The organism is Paraburkholderia sp. LEh10 (assembly GCF_017814945.1).
In the GTDB taxonomy this organism is placed as follows: Bacteria; Pseudomonadota; Gammaproteobacteria; order Burkholderiales; family Burkholderiaceae; genus Paraburkholderia.
Window position 1 is genome coordinate 155,417 of record NZ_JAGIPX010000004.1, and the last position, 15,020, is coordinate 170,436.

Annotated in this window: 12 protein-coding genes; 1 reads left to right on the top strand and 11 read right to left on the bottom strand. The window is 63.1% G+C overall.

The window, feature by feature from the left end; translation table 11 throughout:
• Positions 1–36: 36 nt before the first annotated feature.
• A complete protein-coding gene (gene ppsA / locus J8I87_RS04965; RefSeq protein ID WP_209930329.1) occupies positions 37–2,442 on the bottom strand; it encodes a phosphoenolpyruvate synthase in 2,406 nt (801 codons plus the stop codon).
• 543 nt (positions 2,443–2,985) lie between these two features.
• Here ppsA and J8I87_RS04970 point away from each other — a divergent pair.
• On the top strand, positions 2,986–3,801 hold the full coding sequence (locus tag J8I87_RS04970) for a pyruvate, water dikinase regulatory protein (protein ID WP_209930419.1): 816 nt from the start codon (positions 2,986–2,988) through the stop codon (positions 3,799–3,801).
• Positions 3,802–3,817: 16 nt separating this feature from the next.
• Here J8I87_RS04970 and J8I87_RS04975 read toward each other — a convergent pair whose 3' ends face one another.
• The 10 genes from J8I87_RS04975 to J8I87_RS05020 all read right to left on the bottom strand — a co-directional run bounded on the left by J8I87_RS04975 (position 3,818) and on the right by J8I87_RS05020 (position 15,018).
• Entirely contained in the window at positions 3,818–4,615 is a 798-nt protein-coding gene (locus J8I87_RS04975; protein ID WP_209930330.1) for a TrmH family RNA methyltransferase, read from the bottom strand.
• Between the two features lie 83 nt (positions 4,616–4,698).
• Positions 4,699–5,460, bottom strand: a complete 762-nt coding sequence (gene rnhB / locus J8I87_RS04980; protein WP_209930331.1) for a ribonuclease HII — start codon at positions 5,458–5,460, stop codon at positions 4,699–4,701.
• The gene (lpxB, locus tag J8I87_RS04985) at positions 5,457–6,626 is read right to left on the bottom strand and encodes a lipid-A-disaccharide synthase (protein ID WP_209930332.1); all 1,170 of its coding nucleotides are present in this window, start codon (positions 6,624–6,626) and stop codon (positions 5,457–5,459) included. Before lpxB ends, rnhB begins: the two co-directional genes overlap by 4 nt.
• Positions 6,627–6,629: 3 nt before the next feature.
• Entirely contained in the window at positions 6,630–7,418 is a 789-nt protein-coding gene (gene lpxA, locus J8I87_RS04990; RefSeq protein WP_209930333.1) for an acyl-ACP--UDP-N-acetylglucosamine O-acyltransferase, read from the bottom strand.
• Positions 7,419–7,583: 165 nt separating this feature from the next.
• Positions 7,584–8,045 carry a 3-hydroxyacyl-ACP dehydratase FabZ gene (fabZ, locus tag J8I87_RS04995; RefSeq protein WP_054926381.1) on the bottom strand — a complete coding sequence of 154 codons (462 nt, stop codon included), beginning with the start codon at positions 8,043–8,045 and terminating at the stop codon, positions 7,584–7,586.
• A gap of 176 nt (positions 8,046–8,221) precedes the next feature.
• Complete coding sequence (gene lpxD / locus J8I87_RS05000) at positions 8,222–9,298, bottom strand: UDP-3-O-(3-hydroxymyristoyl)glucosamine N-acyltransferase (RefSeq protein WP_209930334.1); 1,077 nt, start codon at positions 9,296–9,298, stop codon at positions 8,222–8,224.
• A 160-nt stretch (positions 9,299–9,458) separates the two neighbouring features.
• Complete coding sequence (locus J8I87_RS05005; protein WP_209930335.1) at positions 9,459–9,998, bottom strand: OmpH family outer membrane protein; 540 nt, start codon at positions 9,996–9,998, stop codon at positions 9,459–9,461.
• 40 nt (positions 9,999–10,038) lie between these two features.
• Positions 10,039–12,351, bottom strand: a complete 2,313-nt coding sequence (gene bamA, locus J8I87_RS05010; RefSeq protein WP_209930336.1) for an outer membrane protein assembly factor BamA — start codon at positions 12,349–12,351, stop codon at positions 10,039–10,041.
• A 65-nt stretch (positions 12,352–12,416) separates the two neighbouring features.
• The gene (rseP, locus tag J8I87_RS05015) at positions 12,417–13,805 is read right to left on the bottom strand and encodes an RIP metalloprotease RseP (RefSeq protein WP_209930337.1); all 1,389 of its coding nucleotides are present in this window, start codon (positions 13,803–13,805) and stop codon (positions 12,417–12,419) included.
• Positions 13,806–13,812: 7 nt separating this feature from the next.
• Positions 13,813–15,018, bottom strand: coding sequence for a 1-deoxy-D-xylulose-5-phosphate reductoisomerase (locus tag J8I87_RS05020; protein WP_209930338.1), 1,206 nt, complete (start codon positions 15,016–15,018; stop codon positions 13,813–13,815).
• Positions 15,019–15,020 lie beyond the last annotated feature (2 nt).

The following is a 15,020-nucleotide window of genomic DNA, read 5'->3' on the forward strand; positions in this document are numbered from 1 at the left end:
CACGTATTACGTACTCTACAAAATAATGCGCAATGTTTACTTCACAGTGTTCTTCGCCAGCGCCTGCCACGTATCGATGATCGTGTCCGGGTTCAGCGAAATCGACGCAATGCCTTCGTCCGTCAGCCACTGCGCGAAGTCAGGATGATCCGACGGGCCCTGGCCGCAGATGCCGACGTACTTGTTCAGGCGCAGGCACGTTTCGATCGCGCGCTTGAGCATGAACTTGACGGCAGGATCGCGCTCGTCGAAATCGACGGCGAGCAGTTCCATGCCCGAGTCGCGGTCGAGGCCGAGCGTCAGCTGCGTCAGGTCGTTCGAACCGATCGAGAAGCCGTCGAAGAACTGCAGGAACTCTTCGGCAAGGATCGCGTTCGACGGCACTTCGCACATCATGATCAGACGCAGGCCGTTTTCGCCGCGCTTCAGGCCGTACTTCGCCAGCAGGCCCACCACGCGCTCCGCCTGCTTCAGCGTCCGCACGAACGGCACCATGATCTCGACATTCGTCAGACCCATTTCTTCGCGCACCCGCTTGAGCGCCATGCACTCCATCTCGAACGCCTGCGCGAAATCTTCAGCGATGTAGCGCGACGCGCCGCGGAAACCCAGCATCGGGTTTTCCTCATCCGGCTCGTAGCGCGAACCGCCGATCAGCTTCTTGTACTCGTTCGACTTGAAGTCCGACAGACGCACGATCACGGGCTTCGGATAGAACGCCGCGCCAATTGTCGCGATGCCTTCCGTCAGCTTGTCGACGTAGAACGCACGCGGCGATGCATGACCGCGCGCGACGCTCTCGACGGCCTTTTTCAGATCCTGATCGACGTTCGGGTACTCGAGGATCGCCTTCGGGTGAACGCCGATGTTGTTGTTGATGATGAATTCCAGCCGCGCGAGACCGACGCCCTTGTTCGGCAGCTGCGCGAAGTCGAACGCGAGCTGCGGATTGCCGACGTTCATCATGATCTTGACGGGGATGTCCGGCAGCTCGCCGCGCTGGATTTCCGTCACTTCCGTTTCGAGCAGACCGTCGTAGATCTTGCCTTCGTCGCCTTCCGCGCACGACACGGTGACGAGCGCGCCGTCCTTCAGCACGTCCGTCGCGTCGCCGCAGCCGACCACGGCGGGCACGCCCAGCTCGCGCGCGATGATCGCCGCGTGGCAGGTCCGGCCGCCACGGTTCGTGACGATCGCCGATGCGCGCTTCATCACGGGCTCCCAGTTCGGGTCGGTCATGTCCGCGACCAGCACGTCGCCCGGCTGCACGCGTTCCATCTCCGACGGATCGTGAATCACGCGCACGGGGCCCGCGCCGATTTTCTGGCCAATTGCGCGGCCCGTCGCCAGCACCTGCGACTGGCCCTTCAGCTTGAAGCGCTGCTCAGCCTTGTTGCCGCCCTGGCTCTTCACCGTTTCGGGACGCGCCTGCAGGATGAAGATCTTGCCGTCGCGGCCGTCCTTGCCCCACTCGATGTCCATCGGACGCTGGTAGTGCTTTTCGATGATGACCGCGTACCTGGCGAGCTCGATGACGTCTTCGTCGGTGATCGAGAAGCGGTTGCGCTGCTCGTGCGGCACGTCGACGGTCTTCACGCGGCCCTGTTCTCCCGCCTTCGTGAATTCCATCTTGATCAGCTTCGAGCCGATCGAGCGGCGGATGATCGGGTACTTGCCCTGAGCGAGCGTCGTCTTGAAGACGTAGAACTCGTCGGGATTCACCGCGCCTTGCACGACAGTTTCACCGAGGCCATAGCTCGACGTGATGAAGACGGCGTCCTTGAAGCCCGATTCCGTATCGAGCGTAAACATCACGCCCGCTGCGCCCACGTCGGAGCGCACCATGCGCTGCACGCCCGCCGACAGCGCGACCTCGGCATGTGTGAAGCCCTTGTGGACGCGATAGGAGATAGCGCGGTCGTTGTAGAGCGACGCGAATACGTGCTTCATGCGATCGAGCACGTCTTCGATGCCGACCACGTTCAGGTAGCTTTCTTGCTGGCCGGCAAACGATGCGTCAGGCAGGTCTTCCGCCGTTGCCGACGAACGCACTGCAAACGACAGCTCTTCAGGCGAGCTCTTCGTCAGCGTTTCGAACGCCGCGCGGATTTCCTCTTCGAGACGCGACTGCAACGGCGCGTCGACGATCCATTGACGGATCTCCTTGCCCGCAGCGGCGAGCGCCTTCACGTCGTCGACGTCGAGCGTCTCCAGACGTTGCGCGATGCGTTCCGTCAAGTTGTTGTGATGCAGGAAATCGCGGAAAGCGAGCGCCGTCGTGGCGAAGCCCGTCGGCACGCGCACGCCGGCTTCGGCGAGCTGGCTGATCATCTCGCCGAGCGACGCATTCTTGCCGCCGACGATTTCCACGTCGGTCATTCGCAACTGCTCGAATGGAACTACATACGCCTGATCCTTGGCAACGTTAACTGCGTTAGTCATACAAGCCCCTAAGTGTGAAAAAAATGCTCGATTGCGCAAGTGGGCTTGAACACGAGGCGCTCATTGGGAGCGTGGCTCGTGCCTTGCGCAACCTGTTGGAGAAGCAATCGCAGAACGGCCTCACGTGCGACACGAAGCCCGACGAAGCAGGTGACTGAACGAACTTGCAGCGTTGCCGTGCAAGATACGAGCAAGTCGCGGCGCAATCAAAGAGCGATCGGAGAGAGTTACGCGCGATTTGACTGCAATTGCTTATCCAACAGGTTGCCGCTATTCTACCGTGCTGACTCTCAAAATGTGACAGTCGGTCGAGAATTGCGCCTCGAACTGCGCGCGCGGCCTGCGGCCCGATTGAACGGGTTTCGCGCGCCCGAGCCAAGGCTCTCGTCAGGGCCCGCGTGCGCGGATTTTGCGCCGCGCACCGCGCCGTTATTGTGCCGCTGTTGCACCGCCGCAAGTTTCCGGCCAGCCACCGGGCAGCGGGCGTGACGCGGCGATGTCTGATTCGAGCGGATTTTGACGCTCACGTTCCCTGCTCCACTGATGCCGCCCACCGTATTCATCGTCTCCGACGGTACCGGGATTACTGCCGAAACCTTCGCGCATTCGATCCTTTCCCAGTTCGATCAGAAATTCCGCCTCGTCCGCGTGCCGTTCGTCGATTCGACGGAAAAGGCCTACGCGACGCTCGAAAAGATCAACGAATCCGCCCATCACGAAGGCCGCCGCCCGATCGTCTTCACGACGCTCGTGAACAGCGCGTCCAACCAGATTGTGAAAGATTCGAACGCGCTCGTGCTCGATATGTTTCAGACGTTCGTCGAACCGCTCGAGCAGGAACTCGAACTGAAATCGAGCCACGCAATGGGTCGCGGTCACCAGAACGCCGACACGGAGGAATACAAGAACCGGATCGAGGCCATTAACTTCTCGCTTGCGCACGACGACGGCCAGTCGAATCGCAACCTCGAGGACGCCGATGTGATCCTCGTCGGCGTGTCGCGCAGCGGCAAGACACCGACGAGCCTGTATCTCGCGATGCAATACGGCGTGAAGGCTGCGAACTATCCGCTCATTCCGGAAGACTTCGAGCGCGGCAAGCTGCCCACGCCGCTGCTTGCACATCGCTCGAAGATGTTCGGTTTGTCGATCGATCCGCAACGGCTTTCGGAAATCCGCAACGAGCGACGTCCGGGCAGCAAGTACGCGGCGCTCGAAAACTGCCGCTACGAGATCAACGAAGCGGAAACGATGATGCGGCGCGAGGGAATCAAATGGCTCTCGTCGACGCACAAGTCGATCGAGGAAATCGCGACGACCATCCTGCAGGAAATCAAGCTGGACCGGTCGTCGTATTGATCGCGGGAAGCGGACGCTAGCGGGCAGCGCGCGGCTGTCCGCGCTGCTGCCGGCACTGCTCGAACAGACATACGGCGGCGGCCGCCGCGACATTCAGCGACTCCATCCCGCCCGGCTGCGGAATCGTCACGCGATACGTCACCGCATCGCGCCACGCCTGCGACACGCCCGCTCCTTCATTGCCGAACACCCACGCGACGGGCTCCGACAGATCAGTGTCGTAGATGGCCTGCGCGCCGTGCGAATCCGTGATGGCGACGGGCACATCGAGCCGCCCGATCAGTGTCTGCGGTTCGACATCCTCATGAATCTGCAGCAGAAAATGCGCGCCCATGCCCGAGCGCAGCACCTTCGACGACCACGCGTACGCGGTGCCTGGCGCGCAGAACACATGGCCGATCCCAGCCGCCGCCGCGCTGCGCAGAATCGAGCCGACGTTGCCCGCATCCTGCACGCCGTCGAGCACGACACAGCCTTGCGACACGCGCTCGGGCAGCGCCTCGTCGAGTTTCTCGACCAGCAGCAGCATGCCGACGCCATTGACGACATTCGACAGTTGCCCGAACAGCGCATCCGGCAGCGTGACGATGCGCCGTTCGTCGATACGCGCGACGATGGCTTGCGCCTCGTCGTGACGCAGCGCGCCTTCCGTCACGACGCAGATCTCCGGCTGATCCGCGACATCGAGATACGCGCTAGCAAGGTGAAACCCTTCGAGCAGCGCATGGCCGCTCTTGCGCTGTTGATGCGTCGAGCCGGCCAGCGCCTTCAGACGCTTGTAGAGCGGATTATCCCGTGAGGTAATGGCTTTCACTGGCAGCGAAGACCGTATCGGTACTTGAAAAAAGCGGTGAAAAGAAAAGCGCCCGAAGGCGCCTCGGTTGCTTCTGCGCGGCGTCAGAACGGCGCGCTGTCGTCGGCGAGCAGCACATCGTCGGCCGCCGCCGCGCCCGGCACGATCACGACGCCCTCCGGCAGATCGATGGCCGTCCCGAGACGCAAATGCGCGTCGCGCACGGGCGCGAACGAGCGCCGATGATGCTCGCACGGACCATGCTCGCGCAGCGCCGTCAGATGCTGCGGCGTGCCGTAGCCAACGTGCGCATCGAAGCCGTACATCGGGAACATCTGATGCAGTTCGAGCAGCATCCGGTCGCGCGTGACCTTCGCAAGGATCGACGCCGCCGAAATGCACGGCACCAGCGCGTCGCCGCTGACGATCGCCTCGCTGCGGATGCTCAGCACAGGACAGCGATTGCCATCAATCTTCACGAGCGTCGGCGCGACTTTCAGGCCCTCGACGGCACGCTTCATCGCGAGCATCGTCGCGTGCAGGATGTTCAGCGTGTCGATTTCCTCGACGGACGCCGACGCGACGCAATACGCCAACGATCGCTCGATGATCTTGTCGTACAGCTCGTCGCGCTTTTTCGCCGTCAGCACCTTCGAATCGTTCAGGCCGCGAATGCGCGGCTTCGCCGGGTCGAGAATCACGGCGGCAGCCACCACGGGGCCAGCCAGCGGACCGCGCCCCGCCTCGTCGACGCCGCAAATGACGTCGTCGGGCGACGAAAAATCGAGGCCGGCCTGCTCCGCCGCGCGCTTCACGGCGTTCGCAGACGCCTTGCGCGGTGCGGCCGGGCCCGTCGCGCGGGTCATGGACGCCCCCTGCGCGCTTCGATGACGCGCACGACCGCTTCCGCGGCCCGTTGCGCTGTGTTCTGCTTCAGCACGTGATGCATCTCGGTGAAGATTTCCGTCAGCGTGCGCCGGTTTGCGTCGTCGCGCAACTGGGTGAGCGTGGCATCGGCCAGCGCCTCGGGCGTTGCGAAATGCTGCAGGATCTCCGGCACGACGAACCGCCCGGCCAGAATATTCGGCAAGCCGACGTACGGCAGATAGCCCTGCCGGCGCATGATCTGCCCCGTCAGCCAGGGCACCTTGTACGAGATCACCATTGGCTTTTTCAGCAGCGCTGCTTCCAGCGTCACCGTGCCGCTCTTCACGAGAATCGCGTCGGCGGCCGTCATCGCGAGTTGAGCGTTGCCGTCCGTCAGCGTCAGCGGCAACTTCGGATGCGCGTCGACGAGCGGCTTGAGCAGCTCGCGCAATGCAGGCGTCGCCGCCGGCATCACGAAGCGCACGCCGGGCTCGCGCTGCAACATCAGCTCCATCGCGTCGAAGAAGGTGGGCCCGATCAGCGAAATTTCCGAGCGGCGGCTGCCCGGCAGCACAGCGATCACGGGGCCGCCGGCCGGCAAGCCGAGCGTGCGGCGCGCGCCCGCCGTGTCCGGTTCAAGCGGAATCTCGTCGGCAAGCGGATGGCCGACATAGGTCGCCGCCACGCCTGATTTCTCGAGCAGCGCCTTTTCGAACGGGAACACGCAGAGCATGTGATCGACGGCCTTGACGATCTTCTTGATCCGACCGCCGCGCCATGCCCAGATCGACGGACAGACGAAGTGGATGGTTGGAATGCCCGCGTCGCGCAACGGATGCTCGAGGCCGAAGTTGAAGTCGGGTGCGTCGACGCCGATGAACGCCGACGGCGGCTCGGCGAGCAACTGCCGCTTCAGCTCGTTGCGGATGCCGAGAATCTCGGGAATGTGCTTCAGTGCTTCGACGTAGCCGCGCACCGATAGCTTTTCCATCGGAAAGTGCGCGTCGAAGCCCTTCGCGATCATGCGCGGGCCGCCGATGCCGAAATACTGCGTGGTCTGCGGCAGACGGGCGGCAAGCCCGTCCAGCAACGACGCCGCCAGCAGATCGCCCGACGGCTCGCCGGCCACCATCGCGAGCTGCAGCGGACTGGTAGGCAACGGCATCGGTTAGCGGATGATGCCGCGTTGCGACTGTTCGACGAATTCGACGAGCGCGCTCACCGGCTCGTCGCCGTCGCCGCCCGCCGAAGCGAGTTCGCGCAACTGCACCTTCGCTTCCTCGAGCGACAGGCCGTTCTTGTACAGCAGACGATACGCGGAGCGCAGCGCCGAAATCGCATCGGGCGAAAAGCCACGGCGACGCAGCCCCTCGACGTTGATGCCGTGCGGCTCCGCCTTGTTGCCCGCCGCGATCACATACGGCGGAATGTCCTGCACGAGCGCCGACGCGCCGCCCAGCATCGCATGCGCGCCGATCCGCACGAACTGATGCACGCCCGACATGCCGCCGATGATCGCGTGATCGCCGATGATCACGTGGCCCGCCATTTGCGCGTTGCTCGACAGGATCACGTTGTTGCCAATCTGGCAGTCATGGCCGATATGCACATAAGCCATGATCCAGTTGTCGTCGCCGAGGGTCGTGATACCCTGGTCTTGCACCGTGCCCGTGTGGATCGTCGTGAACTCGCGGATCGTGTTGCGGTTGCCGATCACGAGCCTCGTCGGCTCGTCCTTGTACTTCATGTCCTGCGGACGTCCGCCAACCGACGCGTAATGGCCGATCCGGTTGTCTTCGCCAATCGCCGTGTGGCCTTCGATCACGCTATGCGAACCGACCGTCGTACGCGCGCCGATCGTGACGTTGGCGCCGACGATTGCGTACGGTCCGATTTCGACTGAATCGTCGAGCTGCGCGCCCGACTCGATGATCGCAGTAGGATGAATCCTGCTCATGCGCCCTCGCTTCTATTTCCGTTACGTGGCGGGGATGACGCTGCCGCGTCATCCGACGCGTTCAGGCGGTCACGACGCAACGCATCTCACGACCGCCCGAGGTTTCGATTGATCCGCCGACGATGCCGCCAGACTGACCATTTCATTGTCCGCCGGCTGCAGGCGTCACTGGCCGTCCGTCTGGCGCACGGCGCACATCAGGTCGGCTTCGGCGGCAACCTGGCCGTCCACTTCGGCGCGCGCCTTGAACTTCCAGATGCCGCGCATATGGCGCTCGAACGTGACGTTCAGGATCAGCTGGTCCCCCGGCTCGACGACGCGCTTAAAGCGCGCATTGTCGATGCCGACGAACAGGTACAGCGTGTTGTCGGGATCGTGTGGTTCTTCCGCGAAGGTCAACAGCGCGGCCGTCTGCGCGAGCGCTTCCAGAATCAGCACGCCCGGCATGACCGGGCGCTTCGGGAAGTGGCCCATGAAGTACGGTTCGTTGATCGACACATTCTTCAGCGCTTTGATGCTCTTGTGCGGCTCGAGTTCGAGCACCCGGTCGACGAGCAGGATCGGATAGCGGTGAGGCAGCAGCGTGAGAATCTTGTGAATGTCGAGGTTGATTTTTTCGGTGCTCATGGTGTTTCTGCTCACGCAGGTATTGCGCGATGATGACTGCGAATGCTGGGTGCGAAGGCCATTGATGATACTGAGCCCTGCCGCCCGTTCCTGTGCCGGCCGCGCGCCGGCTGCCCGCCGCGCGCCGGCGTGTCCTGCCGGTCGTGCCTGAGTTGGTGCCTATCCGCCCGTGTTGCTTACGCCTTGTCTCCGGGGGCGCTGGCGGCTGCGGCTTCGAGCGCCTTGATGCGGTCTCGCAACTTGTCGAGATTGCGCATCAACGCGGCGCTCTTGTTCCAGTCGGCGTGATCCACGGCCGGGAACGCGCTCGTGTACACGCCGGGCTTCAACAGCGATTTCGATACCCCCGACTTGGCCGTGACGATCACGTAGTCGGCCAGCGTGACGTGGCCGGCAATGCCGACCGCGCCGCCGATCATGCAATGACGGCCGATCGTCGTGCTGCCGGCGATGCCTGCGCAGCCCGCGATCACCGTATAGGCGCCGATCTTGCAGTTATGGCCGATCTGCACGAGGTTGTCGATCTTCACGCATTCTTCAATGACGGTATCGGCCATCGCGCCGCGGTCGATCGTGGTATTGGCGCCGATTTCGACGTCCGGGCCGATCGACACGCCGCCCACCTGCGGAATCTTCACCCAGCTACCTGTGCGCGCGTCGCCTTCGCCGATGAAGTCCGGTGCGAAGCCGAAGCCGTCCGAGCCGATCACCGCGCCCGCGTGGATGATCGCGCGCTCGCCGATCCTGCAGCCGTGATACACGGTGACGTTCGGGTACAGGTGCGAGCCCGCGCCGATCGTCGTGCCGCGTCCGACGAACACGTTCGCGTCGATCCGCACGTTGTCGCCGATTGCCGCGCCTGCCTCGACTGTCACGTTCGGGCCGATCACGGCGCTTGCGGCGATCTGCGCGGACGGGTCGATCGTCGCGCCCGGATGCACACCCGGCTTCGCCTTTGGTGCGGCCATGTCGATGAAGGCCTGCGCGAGACGCGCGAAGTAAGCGTACGGATTGGGCGTGACGATGAAGTTGCGACCGTCGCGCGACGCGAGCTTTTCCAGATCTGCTGCGTTGATCAGCACTGCACCCGCGCGCGTCGTTTCGACTTGCGCCAGATACTTCGGGTTGGCAAGGAACGCCAGCTGATCGGGACCGGCCTGATCGAGCGGCGCCAGATTGCCGACGCGGTGCGCGCGATCCCCGACGATCTCTCCGCCGAACCGCTGGACGATCTCCTCGAGCGTGAATGCCATGCGTGTACTGCTCCTGCTGTTCAGTTGCCTAACTTGCGCTTAATTTGCGTACCCGATTGCGTCCACATATTGCGTGCATTTAATGCGTGCTTCTGTTGCATGCATCACGCGCGCAAAGCGTTGGGCCGGACGGCTCGCGTGCGCGCTGTCCGGCCAGGCGTCAATTGGTACCCGACGATGCCAGCGCCTTCAGCACCTGATCGGTGATGTCGATGCGTGGGCTCACGTAGACGGCTTCCTGCACGATCAGATCGTAATGCTGCTGCTCCGCGATCTGCTTGATGACCTTGTTCGCGCGGTCGAGCACAGCGGCCAGTTCTTCGTTGCGGCGCTGATTCAGGTCTTCGCGGAACTCGCGCTGCTTGCGCTGGAAGTCCGTGTCGAGTTGCGACAGGTCACGCTGCTTCTGCGCGCGATCGGCGGGCGACATCGATGCGCCGTTCTTGTCGAGCGAGTCGGACATCGACTTCAGGCGCTGCGCCATGTCCTGCAGATCCTTGTCGCGCTTCGCGAACTCCGCTTCCAGCTTGGTCTGCGCCGCTTTCGCCGCGGCGGACTCGCGCAGGATGCGATCCGAATTCACCGCGGCGATTCGCGCCTCCTGCGCCTGCGCGGCGCTCGCCGCGCCCACGCCGAGCGTCATGGCCAGAGCCATTGCACACGCCACACGTTTCGAAAACATACCAGTTAGCAAAGTCATCCTCTCGATGCTGTAAGGGTTCCCGTTCTGACGCGCGCGATCAGAACGCCGTCCCGATCTGGAACTGGAACTTCTGATACTGGTCGCCCGTGTGTTTCTGCAGCGGGAAGCCCAGCGACAGCTTGAGCGGCCCGATCGGCGAAATCCACGCAAGACCCACACCGTAACCGTAGCGCAGGCCGTTCGAACCCGTCGTCGTATCGCCGCCCTGACGCGAGTCGCCCCAGACGTTACCGGCATCGATGAAGGTGAAGACGCGCAGCGTGCGGTCGTAACCCGTGCCCGGCAGCGGGAACGTCAGTTCGACGTTACTGACGAACATCTTGTTGCCGCCGATCGGGTCGTTCGTGACCTTGTCGCGCGGACCCAGCGAGCTCGGTTCATAGCCGCGGACCGAACCGATACCGCCCGCATAGTAGTTCTTGAAGATCGGGTACGCGTTGCCGATGCCGTTGCCGTAGCCGCCCTGGACGTTGAATCCAAGCACGAAACCGCGAGCAAACGAATAATAGTACTGTGCCTGCAGATCGGCCTTGTAATACTGGACGCCGCCGAGCGGCGTGCCGTACTCGCCGTTCGCCTGCGTGAAGTAGCCGCGGCTCGGGACGAGCGCGCTGTCACGCGCGTCGCGCGACCAGCCGACCGTCAGCGGCACGTTGTTCGACACGCGGCCGAAGTCCTGCACGTAGTTCTTGTAGGCCTGCGGCGTGTTCGCGTCGACGTCGAGCGTGTTCTGCTCGAAGCCCGCGCCGAAGTACACCGTGTCCACTTCCGAGAACGGAATGCCGAACTTCAGGTCGCCACCCATCGTGACGATACGGAAGCTCGAATCCGTTGAGTAGTACAGCGGTTCATACGTGCGGTAGTAGACGTCGGTGATGCGCTTGATGCCGTCGACCGTGAAGTACGGATCGACCTGCGTCACCGTCAGCGTTCGGTAGGTCTTCGCGGTGTTCACGTTCACGGAAAGGCTCGTGCCCGAACCGAACACGTTGTCCTGCGACACGCCCGCCGACAGCACCACCTTGTCCGTCGACGAGAAGCCCGCACCCAGCGTGATCGCGCCCGTCGGTTTTTCGGCGACCTTCACGTCGACGTCCACCTGGTCGGGCGTGCCTTCGACGGGCACGGTCGTCACATCGACATCGGTGAAGTAGCCAAGACGGTTGATGCGGTCCTTCGACAGCGCGAGACGGTTCGAATCGAACCACGAACTTTCGAGCTGGCGCATTTCGCGGCGCACCACTTCGTCACGCGTACGCGTGTTGCCGACCACGTTGATGCGGCGCACGTACACGCGGCGGCTCGGATCGACCTGCAGCGTGAGGTCGACCTTGTGATGCTCCTGGTCGATCTGCGGCAGTGCGTTCACGGTCGCGAACGCATAGCCGTATTCGCCGAGCTTGTCGACGATCGCCTTTGTCGTGGCCTGAAGCTTTTCAGCCGAGAAACGGTCGCCCGGCTTGATCTTGATCAGCTTGTTCAGCTCGGCTTCGCGATCGAGGAGATTGCCCGCGAGTTTGATGCTGTTGATCGTGTACGGCTCGCCTTCGTGCAGCGTCACCGTCAGATACATGTCCTTCTTGTCCGGCGAGATCGACACCTGGGTCGACTCGATGTTGAACTCGAGGTAGCCGCGATTCAGGTAATACGAGCGGACGTTTTCAAGGTCACCGGTGAGCTTTTCTTTCGAGTACAGATCGTTCTTCGTGTACCACGAGAACCAGTTCGGCGTGGACAACTGCATTTCGTCGCGCAGCGTGCCCGTGCTGAATGCCTTGTTGCCGATGAAGTTGATCTGGCGGATCTTCGCGCTCGGACCTTCGATCACGGCGAACAGGACCGCAACACGGTTGCGATCGATCGGCGTGATCGTAGTCGTGACTTCAGCTGCGTAGAAGCCGCGCGTCAGATACTGGCGCTTCAGCTCCTGCTCTGCCTTGTCGACGAGCGCCTTGTCGTAATAGCGGCCCTGCGACAGACCCACGGCGCGCAACGCCTTGAGCAGGTTGTCCTTTTCGAACTCGTGCAGGCCGGAGAAATCGATCGTGCCGATGGCGGGACGCTCCAGCACCTGCACCACCACGACGTCGCCTTCCGTGGCGATCTTCACGTCGTTGAAGAAGCCCGTTGCGTACAGCGCGCGAATGGCTTCGGAAGCTTTCTCGTCGGTAAACGTATCGCCTTGCTTGATGGGAAGATAGGAGAACACCGTACCGGGTTCTACCCGTTGCAGCCCTTCGATCCGAATGTCTTTCACCACAAAGGGTGTCGTCGCGTGAGCTACCAGCCCATGCGCGGCGAATGCCGCGGCTACAACCGTCTTTGGAACAAAGCGATGAGGTTTAAACAACGTGCTTCCCCAGTGTGTATAGCTGCATCAGGTCAGGCGGGCGCCATCGTACGCCGCCAGACACTTTAAAAATGGATTAAACGAGCAAGATCGTTGAACAGCGCGATCGCCGACAAGGCGACGATACAAGCCAGTCCCGCTCTTTGTAGAACGAGCTGCCAGCGATCCGATACGGCTTTGCCGGTAACAGCTTCAACCAGATAATATAACAGATGCCCCCCGTCCAATACCGGTATTGGTAAAAGGTTGAGAACGCCGAGGCTTATGCTGACAAGGGCGAGGAACGAAAGGAATGCTGACGGACCGAGTCTCGCGCTCTTGCCTGCGTAGTCCGCGATGGTCACGGGACCCGACAGGTTCTTCAACGAAGCTTCGCCGACGATCATCCGGCCGAACATACGCACCGAGTACACCGCAAGGTCCCACGTGCGATGCGCGCCGAGGCGCAGGCTTTCGACGGGGCCGTACCGTACGTCGATCGACGGCACCTGTGTCGCGAGCTCGGCGCCGATGCGACCGACCTGCTGGCCCGTCGCTTCATCGCGCTGCGCGCCCGGCACAATCGTCAAATTTTGTAGCACCCCCGCCTGCTGGTTCTTCGCGCCGCGTTCGATCTGCAGCACCACGGGCTTGCCCGCATGCGACTTGATATAGCTGATGAAGGTCGTCGCGTTGTCGGCGGGACGGCCATCGACGGCGCGAATCCTGTCGCCTGCAAGCAATCCTGCATGCAACGCGGCGCTGCCCGGCTGCACGCCCGCCACCGACAGCGTGCCACCGCCCGGCTCGAAGCCGAGCCGCGACATGAAGTCGTCATCGACATCCTTGTCGGTAAGATTCTGCAAGTCGATTGGGAATTCGAACGTGCCGTGCGCATCCTTCGCGCTCAACACCACACGCTTGTGATCGAACGCTGCGCCGAGCAGCTTCCAGCGCAGATCGGACCACGAGCGAACGGGTTCGGACTCGCCGCCATCCGCATCGCGCACGGCGACCACCTTCTCGCCGCCATCGAAGCCCGCACGCGCTGCAACGGTATCGGCGGCGGGTGCGGCAACGATTGCCGCGGGCTCGGTGACGCCCGTCGCGAACACGGCCGCGAACAGCACGACGGCCAGAATGAAGTTGGCGATGGGACCGGCCGCCACGATCGCGATGCGCTTGCCGACGGATTGGCGATTGAACGCGTAGGGCAAGTCCGCGGGCGCAATGGGCGCGCCCTCTTCCCGCTCGTCGAGCATCTTGACGTAGCCACCGAGCGGCAGCGCCGCGATGGTCCACTCGGTTCCCGTCTTCCTGCTGACCCAGCGCGCGAGCGGCTTGCCAAAGCCGATCGAGAAACGCAACACCTTGACGCCGCACAAGCGCGCGATGCTGTAGTGGCCGTACTCATGAACAACCACCAGTACGCCAATCGCGACTGCGAAGGCGACCAGCTCGATCAGCAGGTTCATAAACGCCTCACTGGACGGCGCGTTCCGTAAGGCGTGAGCCCGCCGGCAGACCGTCGATATAAGCGTGGGCGGCGCGGCGCGCAGCGGCGTCGGCATCGACCACGTCTGCGAGGCTCGACGCCTCGCGGTTGGGCAATGTATTCAGCACGGCTTCGACGACCTGGGCGATCGTCATGAAACCGATGCGGCGCGAGAGGAAGGCTTCGACTGCGATCTCGTTGGCCGCGTTCAGCGCCGCGCTGGCGATACCGCCTTCGGCGAGCGCCTTCATCGCGAGCGCGAGACACGGGAAGCGCGCGTAGTCGGGCTTTTCGAACGACAGCGACGCGATTTGCGCGAGATCGAGCTGCGCGACGCCCGAATCGACGCGATCCGGAAACGCCAGCGCGTGTGCGATCGGCGTACGCATGTCGGGGTTGCCCAGTTGCGCGAGCACCGATCCGTCCGCGTACGACACCAGCGAGTGAATCACGCTCTGCGGGTGAATCAGCACGTCGATGCGCTCGCCCGGCAGATTGAAGAGCCAGTGCGCCTCGATCACTTCGAGGCCCTTGTTCATCATCGTCGCCGAATCGACGGAAATCTTGCGGCCCATCACCCAGTTCGGGTGCTTGCAGGCTTCGTCAGGCGTGACGTCGGCGAGCGTCGACGGCTCGCGCGTGCGGAACGGGCCGCCCGAGGCCGTCAGGATGATCTTCGACACGCCGCCATGCAGCGCCGATTCGCGCGGCAGGCACTGGAAGATCGCGTTGTGCTCGCTGTCGACGGGGAGCAGGATCGCGCCGTTATCGCGGACCGCGTCCATGAAGATCGCACCCGACATCACGAGCGCTTCCTTGTTCGCAAGCAGAATGCGCTTGCCGGCTCGCGCCGCCGCGAGACTCGGCTCAAGGCCAGCCGCGCCGACGATGGCCGCGACCACGGTATCGCAGCCGTCGCTCTTCGATACATCGGCGAGCGCCCGCGGACCATAGGCCACTTCTGTCTTGCAGCCCGCAGCGCGCAGCTTTTGCGCCACGTTCGCAGCCGTATCGGCGTCGCCGACGACGGCCACTTCGGGTTTGAAGCGCAGGCACTGTTCGACGAGCTTGTCGCCGTTGCGATGCGCGGTCAGCGCATACACCGAGAAGCGCTCGGGATGACGCGCGACGACGTCGAGCGTGCTGTCTCCGATCGAGCCCGTGGAACCGAGCAAAGTGATTCGTTTTTGCATAT